Source organism: Muricoccus radiodurans (genome assembly GCF_050154705.1).
Classification (GTDB): domain Bacteria; phylum Pseudomonadota; class Alphaproteobacteria; order Acetobacterales; family Acetobacteraceae; genus Roseomonas; species Roseomonas radiodurans.
This window is the reverse complement of the sequence record NZ_CP189561.1, coordinates 4,589,376-4,610,615: the sequence shown is the minus strand read 5'-3', so window position 1 is coordinate 4,610,615 and position 21,240 is coordinate 4,589,376. Positions and strand designations below refer to the sequence as shown.

Annotated in this window: 23 protein-coding genes; 9 read left to right on the top strand and 14 right to left on the bottom strand. The window is 73.1% G+C overall.

Annotated features, from left to right (window positions below; all coding sequences use genetic code 11):
* Positions 1–46: 46 nt before the first annotated feature.
* Genes ACP6CK_RS21605 through ACP6CK_RS21595 form a run of 3 tightly spaced genes read right to left on the bottom strand, consistent with a single transcriptional unit; the run spans position 47 to position 2,973 of the window.
* Positions 47–964, bottom strand: coding sequence for a prephenate/arogenate dehydrogenase family protein (locus tag ACP6CK_RS21605; protein ID WP_426955375.1), 918 nt, complete (start codon positions 962–964; stop codon positions 47–49).
* Complete coding sequence (gene hisC, locus ACP6CK_RS21600; protein WP_426959964.1) at positions 957–2,054, bottom strand: histidinol-phosphate transaminase; 1,098 nt, start codon at positions 2,052–2,054, stop codon at positions 957–959. The genes ACP6CK_RS21605 and hisC overlap by 8 nt, the downstream gene beginning before the upstream one ends.
* A 49-nt stretch (positions 2,055–2,103) precedes the next feature.
* The gene (locus tag ACP6CK_RS21595; RefSeq protein ID WP_426955374.1) at positions 2,104–2,973 is read right to left on the bottom strand and encodes a chorismate mutase; all 870 of its coding nucleotides are present in this window, start codon (positions 2,971–2,973) and stop codon (positions 2,104–2,106) included.
* A gap of 114 nt (positions 2,974–3,087) precedes the next feature.
* On the opposite strand from ACP6CK_RS21595, the gene ACP6CK_RS21590 reads away from it, so the two are divergent.
* A complete protein-coding gene (locus ACP6CK_RS21590) occupies positions 3,088–4,089 on the top strand; it encodes an LLM class flavin-dependent oxidoreductase (protein ID WP_426955373.1) in 1,002 nt (333 codons plus the stop codon).
* Positions 4,090–4,184: 95 nt separating this feature from the next.
* Positions 4,185–4,508 carry a hypothetical protein gene (locus ACP6CK_RS21585; protein WP_426955372.1) on the top strand — a complete coding sequence of 108 codons (324 nt, stop codon included), beginning with the start codon at positions 4,185–4,187 and terminating at the stop codon, positions 4,506–4,508.
* A gap of 114 nt (positions 4,509–4,622) precedes the next feature.
* Here the strand turns inward: ACP6CK_RS21585 and ACP6CK_RS21580 are convergent, their stop codons facing one another.
* Positions 4,623–5,057: a hypothetical protein gene (locus ACP6CK_RS21580; protein ID WP_426955371.1), complete on the bottom strand. Its 435-nt coding sequence runs from the start codon at positions 5,055–5,057 to the stop codon at positions 4,623–4,625.
* A 178-nt stretch (positions 5,058–5,235) separates the two neighbouring features.
* On the opposite strand from ACP6CK_RS21580, the gene ACP6CK_RS21575 reads away from it, so the two are divergent.
* Positions 5,236–5,568 carry an FKBP-type peptidyl-prolyl cis-trans isomerase gene (locus ACP6CK_RS21575; RefSeq protein ID WP_426955370.1) on the top strand — a complete coding sequence of 111 codons (333 nt, stop codon included), beginning with the start codon at positions 5,236–5,238 and terminating at the stop codon, positions 5,566–5,568.
* 108 nt (positions 5,569–5,676) lie between these two features.
* Here ACP6CK_RS21575 and ACP6CK_RS21570 read toward each other — a convergent pair whose 3' ends face one another.
* Together ACP6CK_RS21570 and ACP6CK_RS21565 are read right to left on the bottom strand one after the other, a co-directional pair.
* Complete coding sequence (locus ACP6CK_RS21570) at positions 5,677–6,165, bottom strand: hypothetical protein (RefSeq protein ID WP_426955369.1); 489 nt, start codon at positions 6,163–6,165, stop codon at positions 5,677–5,679.
* A gap of 112 nt (positions 6,166–6,277) precedes the next feature.
* A complete protein-coding gene (locus ACP6CK_RS21565; protein ID WP_426955368.1) occupies positions 6,278–7,015 on the bottom strand; it encodes a 3-deoxy-manno-octulosonate cytidylyltransferase in 738 nt (245 codons plus the stop codon).
* Positions 7,016–7,158: 143 nt separating this feature from the next.
* Here ACP6CK_RS21565 and ACP6CK_RS21560 point away from each other — a divergent pair, with 143 nt between their 5' ends.
* Positions 7,159–8,346 carry a M20/M25/M40 family metallo-hydrolase gene (locus ACP6CK_RS21560; protein ID WP_426955367.1) on the top strand — a complete coding sequence of 396 codons (1,188 nt, stop codon included), beginning with the start codon at positions 7,159–7,161 and terminating at the stop codon, positions 8,344–8,346.
* Between the two features lie 95 nt (positions 8,347–8,441).
* On the opposite strand, the gene ACP6CK_RS21555 is transcribed toward ACP6CK_RS21560, so the two are convergent.
* Both ACP6CK_RS21555 and ACP6CK_RS21550 read right to left on the bottom strand, forming a co-directional pair.
* Complete coding sequence (locus tag ACP6CK_RS21555; RefSeq protein ID WP_426955366.1) at positions 8,442–9,128, bottom strand: YdcF family protein; 687 nt, start codon at positions 9,126–9,128, stop codon at positions 8,442–8,444.
* Positions 9,125–10,147: a lysophospholipase gene (locus ACP6CK_RS21550; RefSeq protein WP_426955365.1), complete on the bottom strand. Its 1,023-nt coding sequence runs from the start codon at positions 10,145–10,147 to the stop codon at positions 9,125–9,127. The genes ACP6CK_RS21555 and ACP6CK_RS21550 overlap by 4 nt, the downstream gene beginning before the upstream one ends.
* Positions 10,148–10,251: 104 nt before the next feature.
* Here ACP6CK_RS21550 and ACP6CK_RS21545 point away from each other — a divergent pair, with 104 nt between their 5' ends.
* Positions 10,252–10,617: a helix-turn-helix domain-containing protein gene (locus ACP6CK_RS21545; protein ID WP_426959963.1), complete on the top strand. Its 366-nt coding sequence runs from the start codon at positions 10,252–10,254 to the stop codon at positions 10,615–10,617.
* 6 nt (positions 10,618–10,623) lie between these two features.
* On the opposite strand, the gene ACP6CK_RS21540 is transcribed toward ACP6CK_RS21545, so the two are convergent.
* From ACP6CK_RS21540 to ACP6CK_RS21530, 3 genes are all read right to left on the bottom strand, one after another.
* Positions 10,624–11,286: a Maf family protein gene (locus tag ACP6CK_RS21540; RefSeq protein WP_426955364.1), complete on the bottom strand. Its 663-nt coding sequence runs from the start codon at positions 11,284–11,286 to the stop codon at positions 10,624–10,626.
* The gene (locus tag ACP6CK_RS21535; protein WP_426955363.1) at positions 11,241–12,098 is read right to left on the bottom strand and encodes a pyruvate, water dikinase regulatory protein; all 858 of its coding nucleotides are present in this window, start codon (positions 12,096–12,098) and stop codon (positions 11,241–11,243) included. The genes ACP6CK_RS21540 and ACP6CK_RS21535 overlap by 46 nt, the downstream gene beginning before the upstream one ends.
* A 181-nt stretch (positions 12,099–12,279) precedes the next feature.
* A complete protein-coding gene (locus ACP6CK_RS21530) occupies positions 12,280–13,389 on the bottom strand; it encodes a glycosyltransferase family 4 protein (RefSeq protein ID WP_426955362.1) in 1,110 nt (369 codons plus the stop codon).
* Positions 13,390–13,489: 100 nt separating this feature from the next.
* Between ACP6CK_RS21530 and ACP6CK_RS21525 the strand changes: the two genes are divergently transcribed.
* Positions 13,490–13,945 (top strand): hypothetical protein, encoded by a 456-nt coding sequence (locus tag ACP6CK_RS21525; protein ID WP_426955361.1) that lies wholly within the window; start codon positions 13,490–13,492, stop codon positions 13,943–13,945.
* A gap of 44 nt (positions 13,946–13,989) precedes the next feature.
* On the opposite strand, the gene ACP6CK_RS21520 is transcribed toward ACP6CK_RS21525, so the two are convergent.
* On the bottom strand, positions 13,990–14,967 hold the full coding sequence (locus tag ACP6CK_RS21520; RefSeq protein ID WP_426955360.1) for a Bug family tripartite tricarboxylate transporter substrate binding protein: 978 nt from the start codon (positions 14,965–14,967) through the stop codon (positions 13,990–13,992).
* Between the two features lie 204 nt (positions 14,968–15,171).
* Here ACP6CK_RS21520 and ACP6CK_RS21515 point away from each other — a divergent pair, with 204 nt between their 5' ends.
* The 3 genes from ACP6CK_RS21515 to ACP6CK_RS21505 all read left to right on the top strand — a co-directional run bounded on the left by ACP6CK_RS21515 (position 15,172) and on the right by ACP6CK_RS21505 (position 18,833).
* Entirely contained in the window at positions 15,172–16,197 is a 1,026-nt protein-coding gene (locus ACP6CK_RS21515) for an ABC transporter substrate-binding protein (protein ID WP_426955359.1), read from the top strand.
* 68 nt (positions 16,198–16,265) lie between these two features.
* Positions 16,266–17,222: an isopenicillin N synthase family dioxygenase gene (locus ACP6CK_RS21510; protein ID WP_426955358.1), complete on the top strand. Its 957-nt coding sequence runs from the start codon at positions 16,266–16,268 to the stop codon at positions 17,220–17,222.
* Positions 17,223–17,480: 258 nt separating this feature from the next.
* Complete coding sequence (locus ACP6CK_RS21505; protein WP_426955357.1) at positions 17,481–18,833, top strand: hypothetical protein; 1,353 nt, start codon at positions 17,481–17,483, stop codon at positions 18,831–18,833.
* Between the two features lie 76 nt (positions 18,834–18,909).
* On the opposite strand, the gene ACP6CK_RS21500 is transcribed toward ACP6CK_RS21505, so the two are convergent.
* Entirely contained in the window at positions 18,910–20,526 is a 1,617-nt protein-coding gene (locus tag ACP6CK_RS21500; protein ID WP_426955356.1) for a heparinase II/III family protein, read from the bottom strand.
* Positions 20,523–21,227, bottom strand: coding sequence for a ribulose-phosphate 3-epimerase (rpe, locus tag ACP6CK_RS21495; protein ID WP_426955355.1), 705 nt, complete (start codon positions 21,225–21,227; stop codon positions 20,523–20,525). Before rpe ends, ACP6CK_RS21500 begins: the two co-directional genes overlap by 4 nt.
* Positions 21,228–21,240 lie beyond the last annotated feature (13 nt).

Here is a 21,240-nt window from a genome sequence, read left to right as displayed (position 1 = left end):
AAATAGATGGAGGTCCGGGGGGAATACCTTCGCCCGGCCTTCCTCCTCAAGCCTGCTTCAGCTCGATCAAGGACCGCCGGATCTTCCGCCCGCGCTTGATCCGGTCCTCGATGAACCCCGCCTCGCCCCAGCGCACCGCGCGCCCGAAGGCCTGGGCGTCCTCGGTGAAGCGGGCCAGCATCTCCAGCACCGCCTCCCGGTTGTTCAGGAAGACGTCGCGCCACATGTCCACGTCGCTCGCGGCGATGCGGGTGAAGTCGCGGAAGCCGGAGGCCGCGAAGCGCAGCACCGCCTCCCGGGTCTCCTGCGCCAGGTCGTCGGCCGTGCCGACAATGGTGAATGCGATGAGGTGCGGCAGGTGGGAGACGATGGCCACCACCTTGTCATGGGTGGTGGCGTCCAGCACCTCGATCATCGAGCCCGCGCGCTCCCACAGGGCCCGCACGCGCGCGACGGCAGCGGGATCGGTGCCGGGCGGGGGCGTCAGGATGCACCAGCGGCCCTTGAACAGCTCGGCGAAGCCGGCATCCGGCCCGGAATGCTCCGTGCCGGCCATGGGATGCGCGGGCACCAGGTGCACGCCCTTCGGCAGCAGCGGCGTCAGGTCCCGGATCACGCTGCCCTTGGTGGAACCCGCGTCGCTCAGCACGCAGCCCGGCGAAAGATGCGGCGCGATCCGCGCCATCACCCCCGCATAGGACCCCACGGGCACGCAGAGGATCACCCCGTCGCACCCCTCCACAGCGCGGCCGGGATCGGCCTCCACCGTGTCGGCGAGGCCGAGTTCCCGCACCCGCGCCAGCGTTGCCTCGGAGCGCGCGGTGGCGACGAGGTGCCGCGCAATATCGCCCCGCTCCCGCGCCACGCGCAGGATGGAGGATCCGATCAGCCCCGGCCCGATGATGCAGAGCCGCTCGAAGAGCGGCGCCTCCGCCGTCCCCGCCGCGGGTGCCGCGTCAGCCACGGCCGGGCGGCCTGAAGTCGGAGAGCGCGTCGAGAAGCATCCCGCACTCCTCCGCCGTGCCGATGGTCATGCGCAGGCATTGCGGCAGGCCGTAGCCGCCCATGGCGCGCACGATCAGCCCGCGCGTCCGCAGATGAGCGTCCGCCGCCTTCGCCGCCTCCGGGGTGCCGAAATCGGCCAGCACGAAGTTGCCCTCGCTCGGCCAGGCCTTGATGCCCCGCTCCTCCAGCCCTGCGGAGACGCGCGCGCGCCACTCGCGGTTATGCGCGACCGACTTCTCCACCCAGCCCGGCTCCGCCAGGGCAGCGATGCCGGCCGCCATGGCGGCGGCGTTCACGTTGAAGGGCCCGCGCACGCGGTTCAGCACGTCGATGATCGGGGCGGAGCCGTAGCACCATCCCAGCCGCATCCCGCCCAGCCCCCAGATCTTGCTGAAGGTGCGCGTCATCACCGTGTTGGTCCCGGCATCCACCAGCGCCGTGCCGGGGTCGTAATCCGCCGCGTCCACGTATTCGGCATAGGCGCTGTCGAGCACCAGCAGCACGTCGTCGCGCAGCCCCGCGCGCAGCCGGTTCACCTCGGACTGGGGCAGCAGCGCGCCGGTCGGGTTGTTCGGGTTCGCCAGGATCACGATGCGCGTCCGTGGCCCGCAGGCGGCGATGATCCCGTCCACGTCGGCGACGAGATTCTTCTCCGGCACCTTGATGACGCGGCAGCCGGCCCAGCGCCCGGTCAGGTCGTACATCATGAAGCCGTGGGCGGACATCACCAGCTCCGTCCCCTCGCCCCCATAGGCGAGGATGAGCAGCGCCAGCAGGTCGTCCGATCCGTTGCCGACGACGATCCGCTCCGGGTCCAGCCCGTGATGCTTCCCGATCGCCGCGCGCAGCGCGTGGGCGCCGCCATCGGGATAGCGATGCGCCTCCCGCGCCCCCTCCGTGATCGCCGCGATCGCCCCCGGCGGCGGCCCGAAGGCCCCCTCGTTGGACGAGAGCTTGATGATGCGGTTGACGCCCGGAAGCTTCGACTCGCCGCCGACATAGGGCTCGACCGAGAGGATCGAGGGCCGAGGCTGCACGGTGCTGGGCATCACGGTCATGGCCGTCTTCTTTCGGCTGGTGTTCGGAAAGGGCCGCGGATCAGCCGGGCGCGGCGCCCGGGGCGTCCTCGGCCACTGGCTCGGCGAAGCCGCCGATCACGGTCGGGCGGGCGGCGGAGAGCGCCGCCAGACGCGGGTCGTCGGGGCGCAGCAGCCCCTCCACCTCCGCCAGCGCGCGGGCCCCGCCGGCGGCCAGGATCAGCCGCCGCGGCGTCAGCCCCGCCCCCGCCAGCGCGGCCAGCAGCGCCCCGCGGGAGGTATCGGGCGCCCGCTCCAGACGGACGAGCCCGCGATCCGCCGGGGTGGCATCCGCCGCGAAGGCGGCGACCACCAGGGCGCTCGGCTGCCCCTGCCCGGGCGGCAGCAGGATCGGCAGGGCCGCCACCACCTGCAGCCGGGGCGCGTCGAGGCTCGCCCACCAGGCGGCCTCCCGCTCATCCCCGTCGGCCGGGGCCGGCAGGATGGCGACCGAGGCCTCCCCGGCCGAGAGCGCCGCCAGCACCCGCGCCGGGGACGGATGCGCCCGCAGCGGCGTGTCCAGCCCGAAATGCCCGCGCGCCAGCCCCTCCGCCCCGGCCAGGGCGGCGACGGAGAAGGCCGATTGCTGCCGCAGGGAGGAGGAGATCACCTCCCGCCAAAGACGCACCACGGTGCCGCGCGCCATGGGCCCCTGATGCCGAGCCAGCAGCCGCCGCAGGATCATCGCCTCCCGCCCCGGGCGGAAGGAGGCGCCGCCGGCCTTCATCCCGTGCGCTGCCAGCTGCGCCGAAAGCCCGGCCCGCCGCATCAGAAGGTCATGGACGGCATCGTCGATCGCGTCGAACTCCGCCCGGGCCGCGGCCAGGGCGGCGGGCTGCATCACCGAGGGGTCGGCGGCTTCGGGCGGGGGGGCGATGGTGGCGGCGGACATGCAACTTCAGGACCCTGGGGCCGGGCCGGTCTAGCGCCGCGGGGCCGGTGCGCCAAGGCGCGCCGGGCCCGGAAGGGTCTTTGGCCGGCGCGAAGGGCACCCCATCTGCCCCGCATGATCCCCCTCTCCGTCCTCGACCTCTCCCCGGTCCCCGAAGGAAGCGACGCCGGCCAGGCGCTGCGCAACTCGGCCGACCTTGCCCGCCACGCGGAATCCCTCGGCTACCGCCGCTACTGGATGGCGGAGCACCACAACATGCCGGGCATCGCCTCCGCCGCCACCGCGGTCGCCCTCGCCCATGTGGCCCAGGGCACCAGCACCATCCGGATCGGCGCCGGCGGCGTGATGCTGCCGAACCACGCCCCCCTCATCATCGCGGAGCAGTTCGGGACGCTGGCCGCCCTCCACCCCGGCCGCGTGGACCTCGGCCTGGGACGCGCGCCCGGCACGGACCAGCGCACCGCCTATGCCATGCGGCGCACCCTGACCGGCGACGTGGACAGCTTCCCGCAGGACGTGATGGAGCTGATGGCCTATTTCCGCCCCGCCCAGCCCGGCCAGCCCGTCCAGGCCGTCCCCGGCGCGGGGCTGGAGGTGCCGGTCTGGATCCTCGGCTCCTCCACCTATGGCGCGCAGCTCGCGGCGGCCCTCGGCCTGCCCTACGCCTTCGCCTCCCACTTCGCCCCGGCCCAGATGATGGAGGCGATCGAGATCTACCGCGGCACCTTCCGGCCCTCCGAGTTCTCGCAGAAGCCCTACGTCATGCTCGGCCTGAACGTGCATGCCGCCCCCACGGACGCGGAGGCACGGCTGCTCTTCTCCTCCCACCAGCAGGCCTTCGTGAACCTCCGCTCCGGCCGCCCGGGCAAGCTGCCCCGTCCGGTGGAGGGCTTCGAGGAGACGCTGGACCCCTCCTGGCGCGCCCATCTCGCCCGGTCGCTGACCTGCGCCGTGGTCGGCGGGCCGGAGACGGTGCGCCAGGGCATCCGCGACTTCGCCGCCCGCACCGGCGCGGACGAGCTGATGGTCACGTCCCAGATCCACGACCACGAGGCCCGGAAGCGCTCCTTCTCCATCCTCGCCGAGGCCGCGATGGACCGGGCGGACGCGGCCTGAGGCCGCTGCATCCCAACCTGTCACAGCCTCGCGACGGATCTGATCCCACCGGCTGTCCCAGCGTTCTCATGCGCGGAGACACCGGAGGAGGCACGATGTTCCGGAACGAGGTGCAGGCCCGCGCCCGGGTCGTCGGCCCGCCGCCCGCGACAACCTGCGTCCACTACACGCTGGACGGGGTCGAGCAGCCGGCCTGGGTCCCGCCCGGGACCGACCGCTGGGACGCGGTGGCGCAGGCCGTGGGTCAGCACCTGGGATGCCGTGCGGAGGCCGAGGACGTTCCGGTCTACGACAGCGGCACGCGGGCCTGGTGCCTCTTCCTCCTCCTCGACCGGGACGGGGCCAAGGAGGTCCTCTCGGTCGCCGTGCGCTGGGGCCAGAGCCTGCGCCCCGTCCGCCGCGGTCTCCGCGCGGCCTGACACCGGAGCCCGGGAGGCTCGTAGGAAGCAGTGCTTCCAACCCCGGCTCCTCCGTTGGGGCAGACGTGCCCCCCGGACCCCGCGACCTGTTTCAGGGACGGGCGCCGGGATAGGTCAGCGCCCGGTCGGCACGGTGCGGATGGTGTAGCCCATCCGCTGCGCCTCCCCCTCTCGGAAGAAGCGGTAATCCACCTGGACCGGCGCGGCGTCGCGCACCGTCACCCGCACAGCGCAGACCACCTCCGTCTCCGAGGAGGAGACGGTGCGGCGATCCTGGGTGCCCGTCGCGTCGAGATGCCGCTCCCGCAGGATGCCGGTGAGCGAGGAGCGCGCCCGGTGGGAGTCGCAGGACGGCAGCGACCGGCTTTCCAGACCATCGTCGATCGCGAACAGGAGGCCGAGCACGACGCCCACCACCGCGAGGCCGCGCTGGAACCACCACAGGAAGCGCTGGGTCCCGGAAGGGCGCTGCTCCCGGCCCGCCGCGGGCCCGGGCGGCTCTGCGCCGGGGTCCGGCGGAGGGGTCACCAGCCGCGTGGCACCGCTCATCCCGGTCCTCCCGCGCCGCGCCGGGGGTCGGACGGGCGGCACCGGGAAGACAATTCCCCGGATCGGACGCCGCGTGCAGGGGCCTCCCGATGAGAACACCGCAACGTGCCCGCCCCGCGCCCTGTCCATCCCCGCCTGCCCCCGCTATGGGGCGCCTCCCAACACGGAGCATCGCGGCATGACGGATCAGGTGATCGGCACGGGCGAGGAAGCGCGCGCGGGCCAGGAGGTCGCGGTCCACTACACCGGCTGGCTGCACGACCCCTCCGCGCCCGAGAACAAGGGCCGGAAGTTCGACTCCTCCCGGGACCGCGGCACGCCTTTCCGCTTCTCCCTCGGCGCCGGCCAGGTGATCCAGGGCTGGGACGAGGGCGTCGCGGGCATGCGCGTCGGCGGCCAGCGCACCCTGACCATCCCGCCGGAGAAGGGCTACGGCGCCCGCGGCGCCGGCGGCGTCATCCCGCCCAACGCCACCCTCGTCTTCGACGTGGAACTGCTCGAGGTCCGCTGACCTTCGCGGGCGCCGCGGCCCGCTTCGCCCCTGGCCCGCGGCAGCCCGATAGAAAGAGATGGGGTCCGGGGAATTCTTTCCCCCGGCCTTCTTACGGCCAGAACCGCCCTAGGCCGCCGCCGGCACCCGCCGCGCCACCCGCACCGCCGCGATGCCCAGCACGATGAAGCCCACCAGCGCCACCGCCTGCGCGATCGCGAAGGGCGCCTCCGACTGGGTCGGCGCCGCGCTGTGCAGGACCGGCACCTTCGCGAAGGCCTGGGCGATGCCGACGAAGACCAGGAAATACAGGCTGGCCACCAGCCCGCCCGCATAGACCGGGCCCCAGGCCCCGTTCAGCCGGAAGGCGTAGCGGGCCGCCAGCGCCAGGGCGAGGACCAGCAGCGCGATCCCGCCCACCACATGCGACGGCAGCACCCCGTTGAACGGGAAGAGGAACCCCGTGGCGCTGGTCAGCACCGCCGTGGCCAGGAAGAGCATCGTCCAGCCCGGGGCCGGCACCCCGCGCAGCATCTGCACCACCGTGACCAGCCCCGTCGCCAGCGCGGCGTAGCTGATCCCGGTGTGCAGCGTCGTCAGCGTTCCCAACTCGATCATGCCCTTCTCCGCAGGGCGGCGCGGCGCGGCGGCCACGGACCCCGCCCCGATCCGCCGCCGGCCGGAATGTTGCCGCAGCGAATCCGAAGGTGCTAACCGTTTCGGCGCGCGATCAGCGCTCCCGCGCGGCCATCAGGGCCCGGGCGTGCTCCAGGTCCGCGGGCGTGTCCACGCCCAGCGGCACGTCGTCCACCGCCACCGCGTCGATCCGCATCCCCGCCTCCAGCGCGCGGAGCTGCTCCAGCTTCTCCCGCACCTCGAGCGTGGAGGGCCGCATCCCCACGAAGCGTGCCAGCGCCGCCCGCCGCCAGGCATAGAGCCCGATGTGGTGGTAGAGCGGCCCCTCGCCCCAGGGCGCCGTCGTCCGGGTGAAGTACAGGCAGCGGAACCGCCCCTCCCCGATCGGCGTGCCGACCATCTTCACCACGGAGGACGCGGTCCGCTCCTCCTCCCGCACGATCTCCACCACCAGCGTGCCGATCGCCACCTCCGGCTCCGCCATCGGGCGCAGCGCGGCGCGGATGGCCTCGGGCGCGATGGTCGGCAGGTCGCCCTGCACGTTCACGATCACGTCGTGCCGCCCGTCCGGGTCCAGCGCCGCCACCGCCTCCTGCACCCGGTCGGAACCCGAGGGATGGTCGGACCGCGTCATCACCGCCCGGCCGCCGGCGGACTCCACCACCGCCCGGATGGCGTCGCTGTCCGTCGCCACCACCACGGCGCCGATATCGGCCTCCCGCGCGCGCTGCAGGACGTGGACGATCATCGGCATGCCCAGGATGTCCGCCAGCGGCTTGTCCGGCAGGCGGGTCGCCTGCATCCGGGCGGGAATGACGACCAGCGGGTTCATGCGGCTGACGCGGCGAACATTCGCCCCCTATGCCGCAGCGACCCGGGACCGGCAACGCGGCGCCCTCCCCTGGACATCCCCCCGCGCCTGACGCACAGCCGTTCTTTCAGCAGGGATTGAGCCCGGTGACGGTGGATCGGATCATGGCGAGCGCGCCCTACCGGGCCGCGCTGGAGCACCTGGCGGCGGGCCACGAACGCCTCGTCGAGGAGACCATCCGCCTCACCGAGATCCCCGCTCCCTTCTTCGGGGAGGAGGCGCGCGGCCGCGCCTATCTCGACATGCTCCGCGAGGCCGGCCTCGAGGAATGCGAGATGGACGCGGAGGGCAACGTGATGGGCCTGCGCCGCGGCCTCGGCAACGGCTCCCTCATCGTCGTCGCGGCGCATCTGGACACGGTCTTTCCCGCCGGCACGGACCTGAAGGTCAAGCGGGACGGCACGAAGCTCCTCGCGCCCGGCATCGGCGACGACACCCGCTCCCTCGCCATCAACCTCGCCCTGCTGCGCGCGATGGACGCGGCGGGGCTGCGCACGCGCCACGACATCCTCTTCCTCGGCAATGTCGGGGAGGAAGGGCTGGGCGACCTGCGCGGCGTCCGCTTCCTCTTCACCAAGGGCCGCTACGCCGGCCGCATCGCCGCCTTCATCTCCGTCGAGGGTCCGATGGGCATGGGCACCATCGTCTCGGGCGCCACCGGCTCGCTCCGCTACCGCGCCACCTTCCGCGGCCCGGGCGGCCACTCCTTCATGGATTTCGGCACCGTCAGCCCCTCCTTCGCCATGGCGGAGGCGATCGTCGCCCTCTCCCGCATCAATGTCCCCGCGCAGCCGAAGACCACCTTCTCCGCCAGCGTCGTCGGCGGCGGCACATCCGTGAACTCCATCCCCAACGAGGTCTGGATGGAGGTGGACCTGCGTTCGGACTCCGCGTCCGAGCTGCAACGCCTCGACCGCGCCTTCCACGAGATCGTTCAGCGCGCCGTCGCCGCCGAGAACGCCGCCCGCCGCACCGAGAAGGGCAGCATCACCGTCCAGCTGAAGAAGATCGGCGACCGCCCGGCCGGCGCCGTGGACGAGCGGAGCGAGCTCGTCGCCCATGCCCGCGCCGCCGCGTCGGCCCTCGGCCACGCGCCGCGGACGGTGGCCAGCTCCACCGACGCCAGCATCCCCATCTCCCTCGGCATTCCCGGCATCGCCATCTCCGCCGGCGCCGGCGGCGGGGCGCACACGCTGGATGAATGGGTGGACATGGAGCCGGGGCAGACGCTGCGCGACATGCAGCTCGCCTTCGCCACGCTGCTCGCGACGGCGGGGCTGGAGACGGAGTAAAGGATAGGCCGGGGGAGTGAACTCCACCGGCCTTCCCTGACCCTTCACCCAATCTCGTAATTCGCCGTCGCACCGCGATGCCGCCGCACGCCGCCTCACCGCAGCCGCGCGAGCATCCGCCGATTCCGCGTCATCCGCGCGAAGGCATGGCCGGTGTCGTACCAGTGCAGCAGCAGCGCCTCCCGCAGCAGCTCGCCCGGGGGGAGGCGCCCGCGCGGTTCCGCGGCGCAGGGGTGGTGCGGCAGCCCGAGCACGGTCGCCATCCGGCTCGCGCGCGCCAGGTGGCTGCGGCTGGTGACCAGCAGATCGGGCCCCTCCCCCGGCGGCAGCGTGGCGCGGAGCTGGCGCAGGTTCTCCAGCGTGTGGCGGGACCGGGTCTCCGTCCGGATCCGGTCCGGCGCCAGACCTGCCGCGATCAGGTAGTCTCGCCCCGCCTCCGCCTCGGGCGGATGGCCGGGCTCCGTGGGGCCGCCCAGCACGACCACCACCAGCGCGGGGTCCGCCGCGGCCAGGGCCAGCGCCCGGTCCAGCCGCGCCCGGAAGGCCGCGCCGACCACGCCGCCGCGCAACCGCGCCCCGAGCACGAGGACGCGGGCAGGCGGCATCACCGGACTGTCCTCGGCCCGCGCGGCCCGCAGCACGCCCCGCAGCGCCAGCGCCGGCGCGACGCCGAGGCTGAGCGCCGCGACCACGGCCGCGAGCAGGAGGGTGAACACCCCGTCCGCCCCCATGAAGGGATCGGGCAGCGCCTCCTCCGCTCCGGCGGCGCCCGCCGGCCTCACCCCGCCGCCCGCACGCGCTGCGCCGCCCATTCCCGCCCCGCCACATCCGCGCCCGAGGGCAGCGGCGCCCCCGGGGCCCCCATCCAGGCCAGGATGTCCCGGATCACCACCGGCCCCTCCAGGTCCCGCAGCGGCATGTGGTGGACGCGGCTGTAATAGGCGATGCGGCAGGGCGCCTCCGGCGGCAGCCGGTCCAGCAGCGCCCGCGTCGCGACCGGCGGCACCAGCTGGTCCCGCGCGCCATAGACCAGCAGCATCGGCGGCGTGCGCCGCCCGATCCGCGGCGCCGCCGCCAGCGCGTCGTCCATCAGGTCCACCAGCCCCCGCGTCGTGTCCACCCGCGTGTCGCGGATGGTCAGGGGATCGCGCGCCATCCGCAGCAGCGCCGCCTGGTTGTCCGTCGGGCTGATCCCCGGCACGCCGGAGGAGACCGCGATGCGCGGCACCGTGTGGGACAGCACCTCCAGCAGCCCGACCATGATCCCGGGCATCGTCACCCGCCCCCAGACGGCCGGCGCCAGCAGGACATAGCCCGCCACATCCGGCGGATCGGCGGAGGCCGCGGTCAGCAGGCACACCGCGCCCCCCATGCTCTCCCCGATGAGGAAGACCGGCACGCCGGGATGCCGCGCCGCCACCAGCCGCGCCGCCGTGGCGGCATCGGACACCATCGTGGCGCTCCCCGCCCAGACCCCGCGGTTCGGCGCCCCCCCGAAGCCGCGCTGGTCATAGGCGTAGATCGCCACCCCCGCCTCGTTCAGCGCGGCGGCCGGCTCCACCATGAAGTTCCGGCTGTCGTTGAAGCCGTGCAGCGCCAGCAGCACGGCGCGCGGCGGCGCCTCGGGCAGCCAGGCGCGCACCGGCAGTGCCGCGCCATCCGCCATGACGAAGCGCAGCGGCGCCGCATCGGGCGCGAAGGCCGGGTCACCGATCGCGGGTCCGGCCGGGATCACCTGCGGCGTGCAGGCCGGCAGCAGCGCCGCCGCCAACAGCGCCCGCCGTCGAAAGATGGACGTCATGCTCCCGATGTGGCCGCCCGCGTCCGCGCCGGGAAGCCCCCGCCTTTCATCGCGCCGCCCGATGCCCCGATACTCCGCCCCGAAACGGCCCAGGAGTCGGTCGCATCACCCCCTTCGGCGCCAGGCTGCGGCAGTTGCGGCGGGAGCGCGGCGTCACGCTGCGCGCCATGGCCGCGGCGCTCCAAGTCTCCGCCCCCTACCTCTCCGCGCTGGAACACGGGAAGCGCGGCGCCCCGGGCCCCGGCCTCGTGCATCAGGTGAACGAGTTCTTCGGCCTCATCTGGGACGAGGCCGACGAGCTGGCCCGCCTCGCCCGCCTCTCCCATCCCCGGGTGGTGCTGGACACGGCCGGCCTGACACCGGAGGCGACGGAACTCGCCAACCGCCTCGCCGCCACCTTCCGCCGCCTGCCGCCGGAGACGGTGGCGGAGCTGCGCGCCGTCCTCGCCCGCGCCGGGCCGCGCGGCTGAGGGCGCCTAGCGCAGAAGCACCCCGTGCTGCCGCAGGAAGCCCAGCAGCGCCAGCAGCGGCAGGCCGAGAATGGCCGCGTGGTCGCCCTCCACCCGCGCGAAGAGCTGCGCCCCCAGCCCCTCCAGCCGATAGGCGCCGACGCTCCCCGTCACCGCCTCGCCCTCCACCGCCAGATAGGCGTCGAGGAACGCGTCGGAGAAGTCGCGCATCACCAGCCGCGGGCTCTCCACATGCCCCCAGATCCGTCCCCCGCCCCGCCAGCACACCACCGCGCTGACGATCGAATGGCTCTTCCCCCGCAGCGCCCGCAGATGCTCCCGCGCGCCCTCCACGCTGCCGGGCTTGTCGAGCCAAGTGTCGCCCAGAACCGCGATGGAATCGCAGCCGATCACCAGCGCCTCCGGCCGGCGGGACGCGACGCGGCGCGCCTTGGCCTCGGCCAGAAGCGTCGCGGCCTCGGCGGTGGTGAAGCCCTCGGCCCGCGCGCTCTCCTTGATTGCCGCCTCGTCCACCGCGGCCGCCAGCGCCTCGAAGCGCAGCCCCGCCGCCTCCAGCAGCGCCCGCCGGGCCGGGGACGCGCTGGCCAGCACGACCGGCGGCGCCGACGCCTGCAAAGCCGCGCTCACGCCGGCGCCGCCGCGCTCGCCTTCGTGCTCCGCGCGTGCCACGCCTCCATCAGCTGCAGCACCGTCGCCGCGGTCTCCTCGATGCTGCGCCGGGTCACGTCGATCACCGGCCACCCGTGCGACGTGCAGAGCCGCCGCGCCGCCAGGATCTCCGCCTTAACGGAATCGAGGTCCACGTAGTCGTTCGTGTCCTGCCGCACGCCGCCCGCGCCGATGAGCTTCAGCCGGTGCCGGCGGATCTCGATCAGCGCCCCCACCTCGATGGTCAGCCCGATCACCGGGCAGGGCGGATGGTCCAGGATGTCGGGCAGCGCCGCCCCCGGCACGATCGGCACGTTCGCCGCCTTGATCCCCCGGTTCGCGAGGTAGAAGCAGGTCGGCGTCTTGCTGCTGCGGGACACGCCCACCAGGCAGACATCCGCCTCCTGGATGCCCGCCACGCCCTGCCCGTCGTCATGCGCCAGCACGTAGTGCATCGCGTCGATCCGGCGGAAGTAGTCAGCGTCCAGGACGTGCTGTGCCGCCCGCTTCTCCTTCGCCGCCTCGCCGATCTCCTTCTGCAACAGCTCCAGCACGGGGTCGAGCACCGACAGCGTCGTCACCCCCAGCCGCCCCGCGAACTCCTCCAGGCTGTGCCGCAGCGACTTGTCGGCCAGGGTGAACATGACGGGCCCCGGCTCGGCCTGGATGCCCTCCAGCACCTGCTCCAGCTGGAAACGCGACCGGACGAGAAACCAGCGGTGCTGGATCACGTGCGGCGCCTCGAACCGCGTCAGCGTCGCGCGGGCGATCGAGTTCAGCGTCTCCCCCGTGCTGTCCGAGACAAGGTGCAGGTTGGTGGTGTGCTGGGCCATGCGGGGACAATAAGGGCTGCGGGTGGGAATTCCCCCAGCCCCCAACGCAATTTGTCAGCCCGGCTTGATGGAAATCGGCGGCCCCGGGGAAGGTGTTGCCTTCCCCGGCTCGCAGACATCAGGGGCGGAAGCAGTGCTTCCGCCCCCCGGCAGAGGGTCCGGGAGGCGGCGCCTCCCGGCGCTACAGGCCCAACAAGTCCAGCGTGCGTCCCACCACCGCCGCCTCGTCGTACAACTCCAGCGCCCGCGCCCGTCCCGCCTCGCCCATCCGCGCCCGCAGCGCCGGATCGGCCGCCAGCTTGCCCAGCGCCTCCGCCAGCGGCGCCACGGTCATCGGCGGCACCAGGAACCCCGTCCCCCCCTCCACCACCTGCTCCCGCGGGCCGCGGATGTCCGTCGCCACCACCGGCAGCCCCGTCAGCATCGCCTCGATCACCGACATCGGCAGCCCCTCGAAATGGCTGGGCAGGCAGAAGACGTCGCTCGCGGCCAGCACCCGGTCCACGTCGTGCCGGTAGCCCAGCCGCCGCAGGCGCGGCCCCAGCACCGCCTCCGCCCGCGCGAAATCCGGCTCCAGATCCGCCCCGTGATCGCTCGCCAGCCGGTCCCCGACCACCCAGAGCGTCGCCCCAGGCACCGCCTCCATCGCCCGCAGCAGCTCCGGATGCCCCTTGTGGCGCACCAGCCGGGACACGACGGTCACCACGCAATCCCCCGGCCCGGCCCCGAGTTCTGCCCGCACCGCCGCCCGCGCCGCCGGATCGGGCCGGAACCGCTGGGGATCGCGCCCGTTCAGCACCGCCGTGGCACGGGGGTGGATGCGCAGCCGCCTCGCGTCCCGCGCCTCCTCCTCGCTCACCGTCAGGAAGACGTCCGTCAGTCGCCCGCCGAGCACCTCCATCGCCAGCGACAGCCCCCGCCGCCAGGCCGGGCCGGGCTGGTTGAACAGGAAGCCGTGGCAAGTATAGGCGACCTTCGGCACCCCCTCCGCCCGCGCCGCCACCCGCGCCAGCAGGCCGGAGATGGGGAAATGCGCGTGCACCAGGTCCGGCCGCCGGTCCCGCATCAGCCCGCGCAGCGCGCCCAGAGCCCGCCGGTTCGCTCCGGGGGAGAAGCTGCGCGCCATCGGCACCGCCACCACCTCGAACCCCTCGGACCGCGGGATCTCCAGCAGCGGCCCCTCCGCGCAGGCGCCGATCGCCTCATGCCCCCGGGCCCGGGCGCCTCGCATCAGCGGCAGGAGAAAGTGGCGCAGCGCGAAATCCACGTTCGCGACGAACAGAACCCGCAACCACGCCCCCTGACGGACCAACGGGCCGCCCCATACCCCGCCCGCTGCTGCACCGCACATCCCGCTTGAAGTTCACGGGGTCGTGAGCCACGATCCGCTCATGACCACGATCGCATGGGACGGCACCACCCTGGCCGGCGACCGCCGGATCACCAGCGGCACCACCGTCTATTCCACCACGAAGATCCGCCGCACCGGCGATGGCCGCCTGATCGGCGCCACCGGCGACTTCGGCGTCTGCACCCAGGTGCTGGACTGGCTGGAGCGCGGCGGCGACCGCCCGAACTGCCAGGACAGCGACCGCTGGGCCGTCGCGCTGGAGGTCATGCCGGACGGCACCTGCTGGATGCACAACCGCGACAGCCGCTGGAAGGTGGAGGACGCCTTCGCCGCCATCGGCTCCGGCCGCGACTACGCCATGGCAGTGATGGCTCTCGGCCACGGTGCCCACCAGGCCATCGAGATCGCCGCCCGCTTCGACCCCGGCACCGGCAACGGCATCGACTCCCTCGCCCTGGCCGCGGTGGCCAAGGAGCCGGTCAAGCTCGTCGCCTGACCGGCCGCGCGCCGGCGGGCCTCACTGCGCCCGGGCCGTCCGCGTCACGTCTCCGCCCGGATGCCCGCCTCCCGGATCAGCCGGCCCCACATCTCCGTCTCCTCGGCCAGCACGCGGCGCAGATATTCGGCGTCGCCGGTCTCGATGGCCACGCCCTGCTCGGCCATGCGGGCGCGCAAGGCGGGATCGTCGGTCGCGGCGCGAAGGGCGGCCGAGAGGCGGGCGATCACCGGGGCGGGCGTCCCGACGGGCGCGAAGAGGCCCTGCCAGAACACGGCGTCGAAGCCCGGCAGCGTCTCCGCCACCGGCGGCACCTCCGGCAGCAGCGCGAGGCGGTCCGTCCCGCTCACCGCAATGGCGCGGGTCGCGCCCTCGCGGATCGCCGGAATCGCCTCCAGCGCCGCCTGGAACATCGCCTGGATGCGGTTCTGGCGCAGGTCGATCAGTGCGGGCACGCCGCCGCGATAGGGGACGTGCGTGACGTCGATGCCCGCGCGGGTCCGCAGCAGCTCCAGCGCCAGGTGGTTCACCGCCCCGGTGCCGGATGAGCCGAAGTTCAGCCGCCCGGGATTCGCCTTCGCCCAGGTCACCAGCTCCGCCACGGTCCGCACCGGCAGGGAGGGGTGGACGTGCAGCACGAAGGCCGAGCGGTAGGCGAAGCCCACCGGCACCAGCTCCGTCCGCGGGTCGCGCGGCGTCAGATTCGGCTGCAGGGCCGGATTGATCGCGAGGGACGAGGCCCCCATCAGCAGCAGGTAGCCATCCGGCCGTGCGCCTGCCACCGCGGTGGCGGCGATGGCCGTGGCGGCGCCGACCCGGTTGTCCACCACCACTGGCTGGCCGAGCTCCCGCTGCATCCGCTCCGCGATGGCGCGGGTGGTCAGGTCCGTCAGCCCGCCGGGCGCGTAGCCCGTCACCAGCGTGACCGGCCGGGACGGGTAGGCGTCCTGCGCCCGCGCGGCCCGAGGGAGCACGCATGGCAGCATCGCGGTGCCGAGCGCGGCGCGTCGGGTCAGGGGCATCGGTTTCCTCCGGGTTCTGTCCCGTAGCCTGCGGGCCCAAGGCCGCCCCGTCCAGCGCCGGCCGCGTGCAATCGGATTGCCCGATCAGTCACTTGCGGGACACAGGATTCCGGATCGATCCGCGGCCGCCCGTTGCGTTGAGCGCGCCGGCCCGGACTGGCGCACGCCTTGCAACGCGCTCGCGTCTTTCGGGAGGACCGAAGCTTGCCCCTGTCCCGCCGCACCCTCGCGGCCGCGCTGCTCGCCCCGGCCCTTGCCGCGCCCCGCACGCTCCGCGCCCAGGCCGCCCTCCCCCGCGTCCGCTTCACGCTCGACTGGGCCTATCAGGGCCCCAACGCCTACGCCCTGCTCGGCCGGGAGAAGGGCTTCTTCCGCGAGGCCGGCGTGGACGTTGCCCTCTCACGCGGCTTCGGCTCGGGCCGCGTGCCCATCGATGTGGCGGCCGGCACCTTCGACATGGGCCAGGGCGACATCAACCCGACGCTGAAGTTCATGGCGGAGAACCCGGACTCCGGCCTGATCGTCGTCGCCATCACCGGCGACCGCAGCGGACTCTGCGTGACGTCCCTGGCCGACGGGCCCATCCGCACCCCGAAGGACCTGGAGGGCCGCACCCTCTGCGCCCCCGACATCGATGCAGGACGCCAGCTCTTTCCCGCCTTCGCCCGCGCCGCCGGCCTCGACCTCGCCCGCATCAACTGGCTCACCGTTCGCGCCGAACTTCGCGAACCGATGCTCCTGCAGCGCCGCGCCGACGCCATCACGGGCATCGTCACCTCCACCGCGCTGTCGCTGAAGTCGCTCGGCGTGGACATGCCGCGGCAGCGGATCATGCTCTACCGCGACCACGGCCTCGACCTCTACGCCACCTGTTTCATGACCACCCGCGCCTATCTCCAGCGCGAGCCCGCCGCCGTCCGCGCCACCATCGCGGCTCTCTTCCGCGCCCAATCCTACACCTGGCACCACCCGGAGGAGGCAATGACCGTCCTCCGCCAGGTCGAGCCGCTGAGCGAGATCCCCATCGAGCTCGAACGCTACCGCTTCAACGCGGAGCAGCACCTCGTCACCGACAACGTCCGCGCCAACGGCCTCTCGAACGTGGACCCCGCCCGCCTGCAACGCGGGATCGAGGCGGTGGAGGTCGCCTTCAACCTCCCCCACCGCCTGCGCGCCGACGCGATCTACACCGATGCCTACCTGCCGCCCCCCGAGGGCCGGCGCCTCTAGAGCGGATCACCGGAGGGCGGCCCCGCCTGGAGGCGTGAATCCGCTCTCCCCACAACATGCGAGGAACCATGACCGACCGCATCCCCACCCTCGACTTCGCCTCCTTCCGGACCGGCGACGCCGCTGCGCGCCGGGACGTGGCGAACGCCCTCGGAGCGCTCTTCGAGAACTACGGCTTCGTCTCCCTCGTCGGCCACGGCCTGCCGCGTCCCCTGATCGCCGACGCCTTCGCCGCCGCCGAATCCTTCTTCGCCCTGCCCGAGCCCGAGAAGCGCGCCGTCCAGGACCGCCGCAACAACCGCGGCTACATCCCGATGTTCGACGGCCAGCGCCCCGGCGAGAAGCCGAGCGGCAACGAGGCCTTCTCCATCGGCCACCCCGACCGTCCCGCCGATCCCGAACTCCGCGAGCTCCCCTTCCACGCCGAGACGCCCTGGCCCCCCGCCATGCCGTCCATGCGCGCCGGGATCGAGCCGCTCTACCGCGCCATGTTCTCCCTCGGAGAGGACATCCTCAGCGCCGCCGCCCTGCACCTCGGCGCGCCCGAGACCTTCTTCGCCGAGATGTCGCGCGAGACCTATTCGAACATGCGCGTCGTCCACTACCCGCCACAGGAAGCCGTGGCCGAGACCTCCGACTACGGCGTCGTCGCGCACGTGGACCGCGGCCTCATCACCCTGCTGATCCAGGACATGAACGGCGGCCTCTCCGTCCGCGCGCCCTCCGGCGACTGGCTGCCCGTCGTCCCGGATCCCGAGGCGATCGTGATCAACGTCGGCGCCCTGCTGCGCCGCTGGACGAACGGCCGCTACCTCGCGGCCCTGCACCGCGTCACGAACACTTCGGGTCGGGAACGCTACTCCATCCCCCTTTTCGTCCACCCCTCCTTCCACACGCGCATCGACCCGGTCACCCTCGTCGGCCAGCCCCCCGCCGCGCCGGAGTTCGAGCCGATCGTCGCGGGAGAGGAAACCTTCGCCGGCTTCCTGCGGGACCGCCCGTCCTGGCGGGCCACGGCGGCCTGAAGCAAGGCCGGGGGAAAGTATTCCCCCGGACCCCCATCTATTTCTATCGGGCTGCCGCGACACGGTTCAGATCCGTTCCGCCAGGGCCCGATGCATCAGGGCTTCGGCCGTGGCGGGCCCATGAGCGGACATGTCGGGCGCCGGGAAACGTCATCGCGGCGTTCTGCAGGACGATATTGCACCCGTTCCGGACCGGTCGCAGACTTCGGCCACTGACGACGGCGCCCCTTCGTGGCGGGTGTTCGTTCGGGGGGATCCATGGCCGGCAACAAGAACCCGTGGCGAGATATCGTCTCGCCCGCTGAGTGGCAGCAGATCAAGATGGGGGCCGCGCAGCAGAACCGGGCCTGGGTCAACGGCCAACGTCGTGTCGCCCCCGCCCCTCCCGCCGCCCCGCAGGCCCCGGGAACCTTCGTCCGTGCCACGGTCCGTCAGCGCTCGCCGGCGGACATCCTCACGCACCTGGAAGCCCAGATCGTCGCCTATGACATCATCGAGAAGGATGACAGCACCAGATTCGCGCAGCGCGCGCGCACCCTGCGGACGATCGGGCTCTTCGCCCAGCAATACGCGGCGGCGACGCAGACCGGGTTCGTGCAAGGCGTAAAGACGGCCACGGGAAAGCAGCTCAACGACCAGATCGATGTCTGGGTCGGCTCCATCGGACGGCGCGCGGCGAAGAAGGCGGCCTATCTGGACACCATGGCGCAGTGGCACCTGACTGCCAAGGCGAAGTACAAGGACCGGGCGCAACTCTCGTTCTACCTGCGCAGCCTCGCCTTCGATCACACGCGGGACGGTGGGGAGAAGCTCCACGCCGTGCCCTACGCGACGATCGAGAAATTCGACCCTCTGCACCGCCAGACCTTCTTGTTCCCGCATGTGATGGATCCGTCGCAGGACGATGCGGTGAACCCGTTGGGAGAGGCACTCAAGGACTACCTGCACGGCCAGCCGGCCTCGAACCCGGACCGGTCGACGAACGCCGACGCCAGCTTCTACGAGTGGCTCGAATACCATCCCTTCTGCATCGGAACGCCCGTCGTCACCGCGACGGCGAACGCCTACAAGAATCAGATCAACCGCGTGAGCTACGCAGGCCTCGACCTCGGCTTCGTGTACGTCCAGGCCGGCCAGATGACCTATGAGCGCGTGCTCACCGACGGCGGCACGACGTACATGCTGAACACCACCGACTTCCCTCGCAGCAGCAAGGGCGATCCCGGAGCGGTGGCCTTCGTGTGGGATGCCGATCAGAATCTCTGGCTTCACGAGCACGGCGCCGAGGGCTTCGTCCATGCCTCCGCGAAGCAGGGCCGGAAGATTCGGTGCTCGGGGATGATGAACGCCGTGAACGGCAAGCTGACGCGCGTGACCAATCAGAGCGGCCACTACCAGCCCACCGCCGAGAACATCTTTCACTTCGCCGACTGGCTGAACCGAAGGGGATGCCTGGCCCCGAACTCGGACGTCCGCATCATGGAGAACGAGGCCGTGGTGAAGAAGGGCCTCTACAAGATGGACGCATTCCTGAACTACTTCGATGCCAGCGGGAAGACGAGGGCTGTTCCCCTCCCCTATCCGACCGCGAAGCCGGCCCACATCCCCTAGGCTCGCCGGCGCGAGGAGCGACCCGGGCGCGCGGGTTGCCGGAGCGCGTGGGACGTCCGAAAGGATGGCGCCGCGCTCACCCCTCCGCCGGCGCCACCCGCCCGATGGCCCACTGCACCCCGCCGACCCCGGCCTCGGCCTGCACCACCACCTGCTGGCCCCGGCGAGGCTCCCCGAACAGGTGCACGCTCTCCTCCACGGACACCGTCCCGCCCCGCGCCCGCAGCCGCCACCCGGCGCCGGAGGGCAGGCGCAGCAGCACCGCCGTCTCGTCCTCCTGCGGGCTTGCCGTCACCGAGGGATGCAGGTGGAAGCGCACCGTGAAGGCCGGCGGGTCCTCCGCCTCCACGCTGTCCTCGCCGCGCAGGTCGTCCCCGGATTCCGCCAGATACAGTCGCCGCCGGTGGACCGCGCCGAAGCCCTTCTTCCAGCCGTCATGCGTCGCTTCCAGCCACTGCGCCCCGGACGCCTCGTGCCGCTCGGCCTCCACGTGCTCGGGGCGGCGGCCGCCCAGCCCGTCCTCGGTCAACTCGCTGCTGTTCTTGTCCGACAGCGTCAGGGTGGAGTGCGCCGCCGTCGCCCGCAGCGCGTCGCGCCAGGCGCCCTCGGCCGCCGGCATGGCGCCGCAGTTCACGATCAGCCGGTCCCGCCCCACTGACATCTCGAAGGACAGCGTCCCCGCATGGTGATGCCGGTCCGCCCCGCGGGGCAGCCCGCCCGGGCCCACCCCGCCGCCCTTCGGCGGCGGCGGCCCGCAATCCGCGATCACCAGCGTCCGCCCGGCCTGCAGCCGCTGGAACCCCGCATCGCCCAGGATCAGCGGCGCCCGCCCCCGCGCCTGCGCCTGGGTCAGCACCAGGTCCAGAAGGCTCGCCGCCTCCTCCCGCGTGCCGTTGAAGGCGGCCAGCCCGCCATCCCCGTGCCGGAACAGCCGCAGCGCCGGCGCCGCGCGGTCCAGCGCCAGGGCCAGTTGCGGCGGCGCCTCGATCCCCGTCCCGTGCAGCAGGTTCCGCAGCTCGATCAGGTCCTGCAGCGCCAGCAGCAGCGCGGCGGGGGACCGCTCAACATGCGCACCATCCGGCAGGATCTGACGATCGATCTCGGCCGGCAGGAAGCGCAGGCAGCGCGTCAGCCACGCCTCCTCCTCCAACGCCACCGCTGCGGCCAGCCCGCCCTTGATCGCCACCAGCGCCCCGCGGTGCCGCGCCTCGGCCGGCAGCCCGGCCACCAGCCCCCGCGCATCGGCCCCCAGCCGCTGCATCATCGCCCGGCGCAGCCCGTCCTCCGCCGTCGCCGCCACGAAGTCCCAGTGCCCGAGCCAGGCGGAGATCCGCGTCCCCACCACCTCCGGCGCGTCCGAGACCGGGTCGGCGCCGCCGCGCGCCAGCCAGTCCCCGGTGATGTCCCGCGCCCGCAGCCGGGCCGCGTCGGACCCCAGCGCCCGCAGGTCCCGCAGCCAGCCGAAGCCGTGCAGCGCCGCCCGCCAGGCCGGGCTGCCATCCCCCGGCCCGAAGGCGCCCTCCGGCATGGGCCGCGCCGTGCCCATCACCTCCAGCTCGCCCTTCAGCAGCCGCTGGCCCCGGGCCGCATCGCCCGGCCACAGGTCGCGGAAGGCGCGGGACGGCGCCTCCGGCACCCGGATCGGCTTCAGGCCGGAAAGGGTCTTCCGCGCCTCGCGCCAGATCCCGCTCATGCCGCGCCCCCGCTGGGACCAGATCCCCCGGGGCCAGGTCCCCGCAGCGCCGCGATCGCCGCGCCGTAATCCCCGGCCCCGAACACGGCGGTCCCGGCCACCAGCACGTCCGCCCCGGCCTCGATGCAGCGCGGCGCCGTCGCGGCGGTCACGCCCCCGTCCACCTGCAGGGCGATCTCCCGGCCGGAGGCCGCGATCATCCCCCGCAACGCCGCGATCTTCGGCAGCCCGGAATCGAGGAAGGACTGCCCGCCGAAGCCGGGGTTCACCGTCATCACCAGGATCAGGTCCAGAAGATCGAGAACATGCGCCACGCTCTCCACCGGCGTCGCCGGATTCAGCACCACCCCGGCCTTCTTGCCCAGGCCCCGGATCGTCTGGAGCGAACGGTGCAGGTGCGGCCCCGCCTCCGGGTGCAGGGAGATCAGGTCCGCCCCCGCCTCCGCGAAGGCCGCCAGATACGGGTCGGCCGGCGCGATCATCAGGTGCACGTCGAAGGGCATGCGGGACTTCGGCCGCAACGCCCTGACCACCGAGGGCCCGAAGGAGATGTTGGGCACGAAGTGCCCGTCCATGATGTCGAGGTGCAGCCAGTCCGCCCCCGCGGCCTCGATCGCGCGCACCTCCTCCCCCAGCCGTGTGAAGTCGGCGGCCAGCAGGGACGGGGCGATCCGGACGGGGCGAGAGGGCGCGGAGGACACGCGGACCTTATGC

Bases quoted from the DNA above. Each gene is read 5' to 3' on its own strand.
- hisC (WP_426959964.1), bottom strand. From the start codon at position 2,054: ATGCCCAGCACCGTGCAGCCTCGGCCCTCGATCCTCTCGGTCGAGCCC.
- ACP6CK_RS21595 (WP_426955374.1), bottom strand. From the start codon at position 2,973: ATGTCCGCCGCCACCATCGCCCCCCCGCCCGAAGCCGCCGACCCCTCG.
- ACP6CK_RS21590 (WP_426955373.1), top strand. From the start codon at position 3,088: ATGATCCCCCTCTCCGTCCTCGACCTCTCCCCGGTCCCCGAAGGAAGC.
- ACP6CK_RS21585 (WP_426955372.1), top strand. From the start codon at position 4,185: ATGTTCCGGAACGAGGTGCAGGCCCGCGCCCGGGTCGTCGGCCCGCCG.
- ACP6CK_RS21580 (WP_426955371.1), bottom strand. From the start codon at position 5,057: ATGAGCGGTGCCACGCGGCTGGTGACCCCTCCGCCGGACCCCGGCGCA.
- ACP6CK_RS21575 (WP_426955370.1), top strand. From the start codon at position 5,236: ATGACGGATCAGGTGATCGGCACGGGCGAGGAAGCGCGCGCGGGCCAG.
- ACP6CK_RS21570 (WP_426955369.1), bottom strand. From the start codon at position 6,165: ATGATCGAGTTGGGAACGCTGACGACGCTGCACACCGGGATCAGCTAC.
- ACP6CK_RS21565 (WP_426955368.1), bottom strand. From the start codon at position 7,015: ATGAACCCGCTGGTCGTCATTCCCGCCCGGATGCAGGCGACCCGCCTG.
- ACP6CK_RS21560 (WP_426955367.1), top strand. From the start codon at position 7,159: ATGGCGAGCGCGCCCTACCGGGCCGCGCTGGAGCACCTGGCGGCGGGC.
- ACP6CK_RS21550 (WP_426955365.1), bottom strand. From the start codon at position 10,147: ATGACGTCCATCTTTCGACGGCGGGCGCTGTTGGCGGCGGCGCTGCTG.
- ACP6CK_RS21535 (WP_426955363.1), bottom strand. From the start codon at position 12,098: ATGGCCCAGCACACCACCAACCTGCACCTTGTCTCGGACAGCACGGGG.
- ACP6CK_RS21525 (WP_426955361.1), top strand. From the start codon at position 13,490: ATGACCACGATCGCATGGGACGGCACCACCCTGGCCGGCGACCGCCGG.
- ACP6CK_RS21520 (WP_426955360.1), bottom strand. From the start codon at position 14,967: ATGCCCCTGACCCGACGCGCCGCGCTCGGCACCGCGATGCTGCCATGC.
- ACP6CK_RS21510 (WP_426955358.1), top strand. From the start codon at position 16,266: ATGACCGACCGCATCCCCACCCTCGACTTCGCCTCCTTCCGGACCGGC.
- ACP6CK_RS21505 (WP_426955357.1), top strand. From the start codon at position 17,481: ATGGCCGGCAACAAGAACCCGTGGCGAGATATCGTCTCGCCCGCTGAG.
- ACP6CK_RS21500 (WP_426955356.1), bottom strand. From the start codon at position 20,526: ATGAGCGGGATCTGGCGCGAGGCGCGGAAGACCCTTTCCGGCCTGAAG.